This window comes from Sphingomonas sp. NIC1, assembly GCF_001638925.1.
Taxonomy (GTDB): Bacteria; Pseudomonadota; Alphaproteobacteria; order Sphingomonadales; family Sphingomonadaceae; genus Sphingomonas; species Sphingomonas aquatilis.
On sequence record NZ_CP015521.1, the window covers coordinates 498,619 to 510,000 of the forward strand.

6 protein-coding genes, 1 tRNA gene and 2 rRNA genes (1 of these 9 only partly in view) are annotated in these 11,382 nt (G+C 67.1%); 5 read left to right on the forward strand and 4 right to left on the reverse strand.

Annotated features, from left to right (window positions below; genetic code table 11):
* Positions 1-4: 4 nt before the first annotated feature.
* On the reverse strand, positions 5-1,750 hold the full coding sequence (locus tag A7E77_RS02510; protein ID WP_226341821.1) for a DUF6055 domain-containing protein: 1,746 nt from the start codon (positions 1,748-1,750) through the stop codon (positions 5-7).
* Positions 1,751-1,985: 235 nt separating this feature from the next.
* Here A7E77_RS02510 and A7E77_RS02515 point away from each other — a divergent pair, with 235 nt between their 5' ends.
* The 5 genes from A7E77_RS02515 (at position 1,986) to A7E77_RS02535 (ending at position 9,583) form a co-directional block, all read left to right on the forward strand.
* Positions 1,986-3,056 (forward strand): AraC family transcriptional regulator, encoded by a 1,071-nt coding sequence (locus A7E77_RS02515; RefSeq protein WP_063685671.1) that lies wholly within the window; start codon positions 1,986-1,988, stop codon positions 3,054-3,056.
* A 95-nt stretch (positions 3,057-3,151) separates the two neighbouring features.
* Positions 3,152-4,222 carry an efflux RND transporter periplasmic adaptor subunit gene (locus A7E77_RS02520; protein WP_226341822.1) on the forward strand — a complete coding sequence of 357 codons (1,071 nt, stop codon included), beginning with the start codon at positions 3,152-3,154 and terminating at the stop codon, positions 4,220-4,222.
* A 51-nt stretch (positions 4,223-4,273) separates the two neighbouring features.
* Positions 4,274-7,267, forward strand: coding sequence for an efflux RND transporter permease subunit (locus A7E77_RS02525; RefSeq protein WP_264177013.1), 2,994 nt, complete (start codon positions 4,274-4,276; stop codon positions 7,265-7,267).
* Positions 7,260-8,687, forward strand: coding sequence for an efflux transporter outer membrane subunit (locus tag A7E77_RS02530; RefSeq protein WP_063685677.1), 1,428 nt, complete (start codon positions 7,260-7,262; stop codon positions 8,685-8,687). The genes A7E77_RS02525 and A7E77_RS02530 overlap by 8 nt, the downstream gene beginning before the upstream one ends.
* A 566-nt stretch (positions 8,688-9,253) precedes the next feature.
* The gene (locus tag A7E77_RS02535) at positions 9,254-9,583 is read left to right on the forward strand and encodes a MipA/OmpV family protein (protein ID WP_063685680.1); all 330 of its coding nucleotides are present in this window, start codon (positions 9,254-9,256) and stop codon (positions 9,581-9,583) included.
* A 209-nt stretch (positions 9,584-9,792) separates the two neighbouring features.
* Here the strand turns inward: A7E77_RS02535 and A7E77_RS02540 are convergent.
* The 3 genes from A7E77_RS02540 to A7E77_RS02550 all read right to left on the reverse strand — a co-directional run.
* Positions 9,793-9,869 (reverse strand) — tRNA-Met (locus tag A7E77_RS02540).
* Between the two features lie 131 nt (positions 9,870-10,000).
* A 5S ribosomal RNA gene (gene rrf / locus A7E77_RS02545) occupies positions 10,001-10,115 on the reverse strand.
* A gap of 185 nt (positions 10,116-10,300) precedes the next feature.
* Positions 10,301-11,382 (reverse strand): 23S ribosomal RNA (locus A7E77_RS02550) (it continues 1,715 nt past the right edge of the window).

Here is an 11,382-nt window from a genome sequence, read left to right on the forward strand (position 1 = left end):
CGCGTCAGCAGGCGGGCGGCGGCCCCTTCAGCGTCATTTGCGGCATCCGGCAATCGACCTCGCCCTTCAGCCGCGGCGTCGCGCCACTGATGTCGACGGCATAGGGAAAGCGCGCGCCCTCCGTCGATCCGGGCTTCTGCCAGCCAAGCGATTCATACACGCCCGGCGTCGCCGTCACCGCCAGATACAGGCGGGCATCCTTGGGGATACGATACGAGACGGTGGCGCTACCGGTCCCCTCCACCGCGCCCAGGCGGGAATAGGATGCATCCGCCTCGCCCCGCACCGCCACCAGCGCGAAACGCCATGCCGCGTCCTTGGCGGTCGTGGCGCCCGTCAGGCGTACGGACACGGTATCGCGATGGCCGGTCGGGGTCAGCGGAATGAGGTCCGTGCCGAACTGGTGCAGCACCTGGTCGGACTGCGGCACGAACCGGCCCGGCCGATCGCCCGGAACCAGCGCGGCAAAGCGGCTCCCGCCGAAGACGAACCGCGACTGCGCAACGGCGTCGAGCAGCGCGCGCTGGTTCATGAAATCGAGCGTGACGAGCCGCGCGCCATACCATCCCATGTCGTCGGCGAAGGAGCGAAAGCCCTTCGGATAGGCGCCCGATGCCGTGCCGAGCCGCAGGATGGTCGGCACGAAATCCTCGGTAGACGCCCCAGAGGCGGTCCGCGCATTGTGGGTCCAACCCGCCCAGACGAGCGGTCGCGTGCGCGGATCTTCGAACAGCATGTTGAGAAACGGAAACGCACCGTAGCGCGCATCGGGCCACAAAGGCCCGACATACTGACGGTTGCCGTAACTCCCGATCCATGTCGCCGAACCCGGCACGAGCAGGTTTCCGAGCCAGTTGCCGCCCGCTTCCCAGATCGCCCCGGCGCTCGGACTGTCACGCAGGCCGCCCGAGTAGAATTGCATGACATGGCCGAATTCATGCGCGAACGTCTTGGACCCGTAATTGAGCATGCTCGCGGCGATCCAGATGGCGGGCGAGGCGACTGGCGTGCCCGACATCAGGTCGCCGTCCGCGACATGGGGGCGGCCGGTGCCGGAGATGTAGACCGCGATGCGTCGGCGCTCGCCGGCCGGACGGTCGGCATAGGGCATCGGTGCGCCCGTCAGATCGCGGCTCAGATGCCACACCTGCTCCGCCCACGCCCCCGCGCGGGTCAGGACGGTGCGCCAGTCCTGCCCGGTGTTGCGTGCATAGGCATAGCTGTCGCCCTTGGTGTTCGTGCCGTACCAGAAGACGAAATGCTGGGTCTCGTACTTGGCGATCCTGCCCGCCTCAATGTCGCCTGGCTCCACCTGCCCGGGTTCCAGAACGGTCGCATAGCGGTTGGGATCGGGGGTGGAGGGATGCCGCGCGACTTCGGCAGCGATGATGGCCTGGTCGGCAGCCACGAACGAATCCGCCCGGAACGCGCGATAGCAGCCCTCCGCGGTCACCATCTCCACGATCCGGCGCGCCTCGCCGTCGTCGACGCCATAGGCCTGCACCATGCGCGCGCGGAACGGCGCACCGATCGCCAGCCCCTCGCGTTTACTGCCGTCATCGTCGATGGTCGCGGGCTGGCGGACAAGCCGGATTGGCGTCCAGCGTCGCACCGGATAACGCCCCCATGGCGCCAGCGTCGTGTGGCTCCGACACCCGGACGACGCCGCAGCGAAGGCGGGCCCGGCGTACACCGACGCCGTGCCGACCACCATCGACACCAGCGCCACCCATCGCACGCCCCGCGCCATGCGCATCACTCCCCCACCCCGCGCAATCCCTCGTCCTGCAATACGACAAGGCACGACCGAAAAGCCGTAACGCCGCCACAAGATCGCACGGCACCATGCATCTCGATGAAACCGCCCCTCGCCGCTTGGCAAGCCGGGATCGCCGCAATAGGTCGGCGCGGAATACGCCCCCCACCTTTCACTCGACCGACAGCGTGCCGTCGCGCGCGATCGGTGCCACCACAGAAAGACCCGCGTGCTGAGCATCGAAGCCTGGCTGCACGGCGGCATCGCCACGTTGCTCGCTTTGGCGGTCGCGCTGTTCCTCAGCGAAGCGCCGACCCGCGCCGGCCGCTACGGCGCGGCCCTGGCATGCGCCGCCTTGCTGACGGAAGCGGCCGCTTTGCCGTTCGTCCAGCATAGGCCGTCGCTCGCCACACTTCTGCAACTCGCCGGATCGGCGAGTTTGCCGCTGTTCTGGCTGTTTGCCCGTTCGTGGTTCGAGGACGATTTCCGCCCGGGCGTTGCCGAAATGGGCTTGGCGCTGGGGTATCTCGGCGTCAGCGCGGCCGTGATCGGCGGCGAGCGCGGAACGCATGCACCGCTCCATCTGCTCGATGGGGTTCTGTACGTCGCGGGCATCGCGCTTACCGTCGATGCGCTGCGCCATGCCTGGCAGAACCGCGCGACCGATCTGGTGGAGGCGCGGCGCCGCGCGCGCGTGGCGTTCGTCGTCATCGTCACGATCGTCGTGCTCTGGACGATCGGTGCGGAGATCGTCGGTCGGGCCTTCGGCCGCTTTGCCATGGCCGGTATCGCGAGCGCGATCGGCATGGTGACGGGGACGTTCGGTCTCGCGCTGCTGCTGTTCGGCCTGCGGCATCGGGACATGTTCGCATCCGCCGCGCCCGACAGCACGCTGCCCCTGGTGATCGCCGCCGATCCGTCCCCGCCGCAGGAGCAGGACGAGCCGCTCGCCCGTGCGCTCGATAGGGCGATGATGCAGGACCGCCTGTACCGCGAGCCCGAGCTGACCATCGGTGCGATCGCCGCGCGGCTCGACGTGCCCGAATATCGCGTCCGCCGATTGGTGAATGGCCGTTTCGGGCATCGCAACATCAGCGACTATCTGAACGGATTGCGCGTGGCCGAGGTCTGCGCCGCGCTGGCCGATCCCGAACAGGCGGACGTCCCGATCCTGACCATTGCGATGGATGCGGGCTTTGGCAGCCTGGCGGTCTTCAACCGCAGCTTCAAGGCGCGGCTCGGCGAGACGCCCAGCGCCTACCGTCGCCGGCATCTGGAGACTCCGCCCCTGTCGGACTGATCGTTTTCGAAATCGATCGGTCGAAATCGGAAATCCGGGAGGCGCGGCGCGTCGCACCCGGCATGGCGCGCCCGTTCCGCTGTCTGGGGGCCGTCATGCCGTTTGCTCGCCACCGTCACTTCGTCGCGCTTCTGTTACCCCTGTCCGCCTGTGCGTCGCCACCGTCGCAGCAGCCCGATCGCAATACGGCGATCGTCGATGTCGTACCCGTCCATGCCGCAGGCGGCGCGCTGCGCCAGTTCAGCGGCGTCGTGCGCCCCTATCGCGAGACGATGCTCGCGTTCAAACGGCCCGGAAGGGTGCTGACGCTCACCGTTCAGGTCGGCGATACGGTGCGCGCCGGTCAGGTGCTGGGACGCCTGGGCAAGGCCGACGCCGACGCCGGAGCGGCGCAGGCCGAGGCCGAGCTCGCCGCCGCCACCGCCGATGCGCGGACAGCGCAGGATGCAGCCGACCGGTCGCGCGGGCTGGACGGCATTGGCGCCTTGTCGAGCGCGGAGGTCCGCCAGCGGGCTCTGGCCGCCCGCGCGGCGGCCGCTAAGGTCGCCGCTGCCGCGGCGGTCGTTCGGCGGAGCCGCGACATGCTATCGGACGCGGTGCTGGTCGCGCCGCAGGCCGGGGTCGTCACCGCGCGGCTTACCGAACCGGGCAGCGTCGTCGAGGAGGGCAGCGCGGTGCTGAAACTCGCCAGCGGCGCGCCCGAGGTGGAGATCCACGCACCGGCCGATCTGCGCCTGACGTCCGGGATGATGGCGGATGTCGGCATGCCGGGCCGTGCGGGTACGTTCACCGCCCGGCTGCGCCGCCTCGCGCCGGAGGGCGATCCGACATCGCATCTGCGCGATGCCCGCTTCGTCCTGAGCGGCACGGGATCGCCGCCGCCCTACAACAGCATCGTTACGCTTACCCTGCGCACCCCCACGCCGGTCCAGCAGGTCCGCGTCCCCCTGTCCGCCATCGGCGATGCGGACAGGCGCCCCTATGTCTGGACGCTGCAGCCCGACAGCCACATCCGGCGTCAGCCGGTGCGGATCGCGGCATGGCTGGGGCGCGATGCGCTGATCACGGGTCTGCGCGATGGCCAGTCGATCGTCGCGACCGCCGCCGACACGCTGGTCGACGGACAGAGCGTGGTCGATGCCGGTATCGAGCCGGGGTTCCACTAAGCCATGGACCGGCTCAACCTCTCCCGCTGGGCGATCCGACACCCCGCCCTAGTGGGTTTCCTGATCGCGCTGCTCTTCGTCGCGGGCGCGGCGCAGTTCCTGGCGCTGGGGCGCAACGAAGATCCCGGCTTCACGCTGAAGGAAATGATCGTGTCCGCCCGCTGGGACGGCGCGAGCCCGGCGCAGATGCAGGCGCAGGTCGCCGATCCGGTCGAGCGCACGCTGCGCGGAATCGACTATCTCGACTATCTCCAGACCTATTGCCTCGAAGGCGCCTGCGTCATCACCGTCGAGCTGAAGGATGCAGCCCCTCCGGGACAGATCAAGGATGTCTGGCAACAGGTCCGGCGCAAGCTGAAGGACATCGAGCCTGTGTTGCCGGCCGGCGCGTTGCTGGCGGCGAGTGAGGACAATGCCGACGTCTATGGGTACGTCTTTGCCCTGACCGGCGCGGACAATGCCCGGCTGGTCCGGCTGGCGGAGCAGGCGCGCGAGACGATGCTGCGCGTACCCGGAGCGGGCAAGGCCGAGATCATTGGCGAACTGCCGCAGCGCCTGTTCGTCGATGTCGATCCGCGGCGGCTGGCCGGCATGGGCCTGTCGCCCGGTCGCCTTGCCCAGGCACTGGCGCAGCGTCAGACGATTGCTCCGGCGGGCGGCGTACAGGCCGCGATGCAGACGCCCGTCCGGCTGGACGGCGAGGTGGACGATGTTCGCGATCTGGAAAGCGCGTCGATCCCGACGCCGTCCGGCGCGATGCGTTTGGGTGATATGGCGACGGTCGCGCGGGGCTTTGCCGATCCGCCCGAGGCGGTGGTGCGCCATGACGGCCGGTCGGCGGTCATCCTGGCCGTGTCGATGCGGCCGAGCGCGGACGGACTTGGCTTCGGCAAGGCGATCCGCTCGGCGGCCGAGCAGCTTCGGCGCACGCTGCCCGCCGGTGCGCGGCTGACGCAGGTCGAGGACCAGAGCGCCAATATCCGAGAGGCGGTGAACACCTTCCTCATCAAATTCTTCTGCGCGTTGACCGTCGTGCTGGTCGTCGCCTTCGTCACGCTCGGCTTGCGGACGGGGATCGTCGTGGCGCTATCGGTGCCGCTGACGCTGGCGATCGTCGCTTTGTACATGGGGGTGGCGGGGATCGGGCTGGAGCGGATTTCGCTCGGCGCGCTGATCCTCTCGCTCGGCCTCCTGGTCGACGATGCGATCATCAGCGTCGAAGCGATGGTGGTCCAGATGGAGCAGGGCGTCGATCGGCATGAGGCCGCATCCTATGCCTGGACGCACACCGCCTTTCCGATGCTGACCGGCACGCTGATCACCGTCGTCGGGTTCCTGCCGGTCGGTCTCGCTCAGTCGACGACCAGTGAATATGCGGGCGGCATCTTTTGGGTGACGGGATCGGCGCTGCTGGTCAGCTGGATCGTCGCCGTGGTCTTCACCCCGTTCCTGGGCGTCAAGCTGTTGCCGGACATGGCGCGGGGGCATGGCGATGCCGCCGGGCCGTCCGGACTCTACCGGCGACTGCGCGCCGCGATCGAGTGGGCGCTGAACCGGTGTTGGCTGGTCGCCGGCATCACGATCGCGCTGCTGGCGGTCGGCCTGCTCGGCGCGACACGCGTGCGGCAGCAATTCTTTCCCTATTCCGACCGGCCCGAGGTGATGGTCGACCTCGCGATGCGGCCGGGCAGCTCGATCGAGGCGACCGCAGCGGCGACGCGGCGGCTGGAACATCTGCTGCACGGCGACCCGCGCCTCCGCAGCATGGACAGCTTCGTCGGTCGCGGGGCGCCACGCTTCTACCTTCCCTATGGTCCGGCCTTGCCCAATCCGGCGAATGCGACGGTGATGCTGGCGGCCCGCGATCTGGCGGCGCGCGATGCGCTGATCGATAAGCTGGAGCGGATGCCGGGCATTCCGGGCGCCAGCCTGCATGTGCGTCGCCTGTCGCTGGGGCCGAGCCTGGGATCGCCGGTCCAATACCGGGTGACCGGGCCCGATCCCGCCCGCTTGCGCGCGATCGCTCAGCGTATCGCGGCGGTGCTGCGCGCCATCCCATCGTCCACGGCGGTTCAGATCAACTGGGGCATCGCCGCACCGGTCGCGCGCTTCCGGATCGATCCGGCGCGTGCGGCGGCGCTGGGGGTGGACCGGGCGCAGGTGGCGAGCGATCTTGCCGCCACCTTGTCGGGCGCGCCGGGCGGCGCGGTGCTGCGTGGGACGAAGCGGATCGGCATCATGGTGCGCGGTCGGGCCGAGGATCGGCACGACCTGGGCGGTCTGATCGACATGCCCGTATCGACAGCGCACGGCATGGTGCCGCTGAGCGAGGTCGCGACACTGTCGCCGACCACCGAACAGCCGATCGTCTGGACGCGCAATGCCGCGCAGACCATCACGGTACAGGCCGACATGATCGGCGACGTCCAGGCCGCCGAGATCGTCGACGCCGCCGCTGCGCGCATCGCCGCCATCCGCGCTGCGTTGCCGCCCGGATATGACATCGCGGAGGGTGGCGACGGCGAACTGTCCGCCGACGCCAACCGCGCGATCTATCGCCTGCTTCCGGTCACGATCGGGATCATGCTCGTGCTGCTGATGATCCAGTTGCAGAGCCTGCCGCGAACCCTGCTGGTGCTGGCCACCGCGCCGCTGGGGATCATCGGCGCGGTGGCGGCGCTGCTGCTGACGGGCGCGCCGTTCGGCTTCGTCGCGCTGCTGGGGCTGATCGCGCTGGCGGGGATGATCATGCGCAATACCATCATCCTGGTCGATCAGGTGGAGACGCACCGGGCCGAGGGGATGACGGTGCGTACCGCGGTGATCGAGGCAACGATCGGCCGCGCCCGCCCGGTGGTGCTGACCGCCCTGGCCGCCGTGCTCGCCTTCATCCCCCTGTGCTTCAACATCTTCTGGGGGCCGATGGCGATCGTGATGATCGGCGGACTGATCGGCGCGACCATCCTGACCTTGGTCGCGCTGCCCGCCTTCTACCTCTTGCTCTTCGGGCACCAGGATACTGCCAAGGAGGCAGCGCATGATTGATCGTCGCACGATCGGCGCGGGCTTGGTCGCGCTGCTGCTGCTGGGCGGCTGCACGGTCGGCCCGGATTTCCATCCGCCCGTCGCCGACCTCCCCGCGCGGTGGCCGGGCACCGTCGCAGCACCAGCCCAGCCCGATGCGCCCTGGTGGCGCAGCTTCGGCGACCCGCTGCTCGACCGGCTGGAGGATCAGGCGCGCGCCGCCAATCTCGACCTGCGCATCGCCGAGGAGCGGCTGGCCGCGGCGCGGATCGCCCGCGACGCCAAGCATGCCGACAGCCTGCCGCAGGTGGGCGCACAGCTCGGTTATAGTCGGAACCGCATCGGCACCGCCGGGCTGGCCAGCGTCCTGGCGCTGCTGCTGGGCCAGTCGCCGAATGCCGCCGACGCTACGATCCCCAAGGGCTATGCGTTCGATCTCTACCAGACCGATATCAGCGCCAGCTGGGCGATCGACCTGTGGGGCAAGAACCGGCGCGAAGTCGAGGCCGCCACCGCCGGGGCCGCGCAAGCGGACGCCGCCACCCGGGGTGCGCGGCTGTCGGTCGAGGCAGCGGTCGCGCAGACCTATTGGCAATGGCGCGGGTTGGTGGAGGAGCGCAGGCTTGCGATTCGCGAGCAGGCGCTGGGCGACCGTACGCTCGCCATCGCCACGGCACTCCAGACGCGAGGACTGGCCACCGGCATCGACGTCCGCGCGGCGGATCGGGAGCGGCGGGCGAGACAGAGTGCGCTGCTAACGCTCGACACCGATATCGCGCGCTCCGCCCGTGCCTTGGCGGTGCTGGTCGGCCGTAACCCGGATACGCCACCGCTCGACGCGACCGATCGGTCCGCCATGCCGGTGCTCGCCGCCCCCGCGCCCGGCATCCCCAGCGATCTCGTCCGACGCCGGCCCGACATTCTGGCCGCGGAAGCCGCGCTGCACGCCGCAACTGCCGCGATCGGCGCCGCACAATCTGATTTCTACCCCAGCCTCAACCTCTCCGGCCTCTTCGGCATCGACGTGTTGAACCTGGCCGATTTCGGGTGGGATGCGCGTACCACCGGCGTCGGCCCCGTGCTGTCGATCCCGATCTTTGCGGGTGGGCGGCTGCAACGCCAATTGTCGCTCCGTCGATCCGAAGAGCGCAGCGCCGCCCTTACCTATCAGAAGACGGTGCGCGATGCCTGGCGCGAGGTGGACGATGCGCTGGCCATGGTGCGGACGCTCGACCGACGGCGGGTGCTGGCGACGATCGACAGCCTTGCCCAAACGCAAACCGTGGCCGCGATTGAGGCGCGATATCGGCGCGGCGACATCGCCGCCGGGCCGTTGATCGAGACGCAAGCCGCACAGACCGCCGCCGAGCGGGCGCTGCTCCGCCAGACCATCGCTGGCGCGCTCGCCCGCATCCAGTTGCACGTCGCCCTCGGCGGCTGATCGAAAGGTTCTTCCTGTGTCGAAATTTGCTGTCTTTGGCGCGACGGCATGGCTGACCGCCTGCCTGTTCCCCGCACCGGCCACGGCCCAGTCCCGTCTGGACACCGACCCCCTCGATCGCGACATCGTCGCGGTCGGCGCGGGGTTGGCGGTCGTTCCCGACCATGAGGGTTCGGACCATTACCGCCTGGTCGTCGCGCCCGCCGCGATCGGATCGGTCAAGGGACACAGCTTCCTCGTCGCCGGAAACCAGGCCAGCCTCAATCTGCTGAGCGACCGACCCGGGCCGGTCTGGCAGGTACAGGTGGGGCCATTCGCGCAGATCAATTTCAATCGCAGCGCCATGGGCGCTATTCACGATCCTCGTGTACGGGCGCTCGGAGCACTTGGACTGCCGTTGAAATGGGCGGCTATGTCGGGGTTCAGAAGACGGGAGTGGCGACTAGCTCCTATGACAAGCTCACCATGGCGCTGTCTTATCGGCATGACGTCTCCGGCGTGCATGAAGCGGGGGTCTGGCAGCCCAGCGTGGCCTATTTCACGCCGCTCTCTCTCTCCATGCGGCAGTGGCCTTTACGGCATCGGCCGACATCGCCGAAGATCGCTATGCCCGAACCTATTACAGCATCTCCTCCGCCGACAGCATCCGGAGCGGACTGCCCGTCTATGATGCGAAGGGAGGGATGAAAAGCTGGACCATAGGCCTGATCGGCGTTCGGACGCTGCGCGGCAATCTCCTGCACGGCGTCCAACTCGTCGCGCTTGGCACGTATGGGACGATGACCGGCAGCATCGGCGATAGTCCGATCGTCGCGCAGGCCGGGTCTCGCGGCCAGTGGCTGGGGGCGCTGGGGCTCGCCTATAGCTTTAAACCAGTGATGGGGTGTCGGCCGTAACGTTCGGCGATGCTGGTGGCCGTCGTTTGGCGGCGTGGCGCTCTTGGGCGCCTCGAGTGGGTGACCAGTTCCTCTGTCAAGTCAGGCGCGCCCCGCGGATTGGGCGGCGCATATCGGAGCGGTTCTGTTGTGAGGTTGCGCTGTGGATTGGATGTGGGCCCAAACGCACGAAAGCCCCGGACTGGGTGGTCTGGGGCTTTTGTGAGGGTTGGTTGCGGGGACAGGATTTGAACCTGTGACCTTCAGGTTATGAGCCTGACGAGCTACCGGGCTGCTCCACCCCGCGCCAAGGACCATCAAAGTGGGCTTTGATGGAGTGTCCGTTGGAGACGCGAGAACCCTCGCTTGTGGCGAGGGTTGCGTGTCCCGTTGGGACGAAATCATGAATGGGTTCTTGTTTCCCGCACAGGCTTCAATGCCTGGCGACGACCTACTCTTCCACTGCTTAGGCAGTAGTACCATTGGCGCAGTCGGGTTTCACGGCCGAGTTCGGGATGGGATCGGGTGGGACACCGACGCTATAGCCACCAGGCAATGAAGCGTGTGCGGGAGCTGAGCCGCTCGGTCGGCACGCTTCATGCGTGCTGGCCGTGCGGCTGAGCTGTGGTTCAAATCGATGCGTGCACTGTTACTGTATGCGTATTCGTTATCTGGCGTTCGACGCTGACATCCACGCCTATCGTCGACAACCCAGGGTTGTCATTGATGGTGTGTCCTCTCAAGCGCGAATAGGACAATTAGTATCGGTTAGCTCCATGCGTTACCGCACTTCCACATCCGATCTATCAAGGTCGTGGTCTCCGACCGTCCTATGAAATCTTATCTCGAGGGAGGCTTCCCGCTTAGATGCTTTCAGCGGTTATCCCGTCCGTACATAGCTACCCTGCTGCGCCGTTGGCACGACGACAGGTACACCAGAGGTACGTTCAACCCGGTCCTCTCGTACTAGGGTCAACTCCTCTCAAATTTCGACGCCCACGGCAGATAGGGACCAAACTGTCTCGCGACGTTCTGAACCCAGCTCACGTACCACTTTAATTGGCGAACAGCCAAACCCTTGGGACCTGCTCCAGCCCCAGGATGTGATGAGCCGACATCGAGGTGCCAAACAACCCCGTCGATATGAGCTCTTGGGGGTTATCAGCCTGTTATCCCCGGCGTACCTTTTATCCGTTGAGCGATGGCCCTTCCACGAGGGACCACCGGATCACTATGACCGACTTTCGTCTCTGCTCGACTTGTCAGTCTCGCAGTCAGGCGGGCTTATGCCATTGCACTCTAACAGCCGGTTTCCAACCGGCCTGAGCCCACCATTGCGCGCCTCCGTTACTCTTTAGGAGGCGACCGCCCCAGTCAAACTACCCGCCACAGAGGGTCCCTGCACCGGCTAACGGTGCGAGGTTAGACATCAGAAAACAACAGGGTGGTATTTCACCTATGGCTCCACACCGGCTGGCGCCAATGCTTCAAAGCCTCCCACCTATGCTACACAGTTCTTTCCTAATGCCACTCTGAAGCTGCAGTAAAGGTGCACGGGTCTTTCCGTCTAACCGCGGGTACTCCGCATCTTCACGGAGAATTCAATTTCGCTGAGCATGTCCTGGAGACAGTGGGGAAGTCGTTACGCCATTCGTGCAGGTCGGAACTTACCCGACAAGGAATTTCGCTACCTTAGGACCGTTATAGTTACGGCCGCCGTTTACCTGGGCTTCATTTCAGAGCTTGCACCCCTCCACTTAACCTTCAGGCACCGGGCAGGCGTCAGGCCCTATACGTCGTCTTGAAGCCGACTTAGCAGA

Coding starts and splice junctions, on each gene's coding strand:
- A7E77_RS02510 (WP_226341821.1), bottom strand. CDS start 1,750: ATGGCGCGGGGCGTGCGATGGGTGGCGCTGGTGTCGATGGTGGTCGGC.
- A7E77_RS02520 (WP_226341822.1), top strand. CDS start 3,152: ATGCCGTTTGCTCGCCACCGTCACTTCGTCGCGCTTCTGTTACCCCTG.
- A7E77_RS02530 (WP_063685677.1), top strand. CDS start 7,260: ATGATTGATCGTCGCACGATCGGCGCGGGCTTGGTCGCGCTGCTGCTG.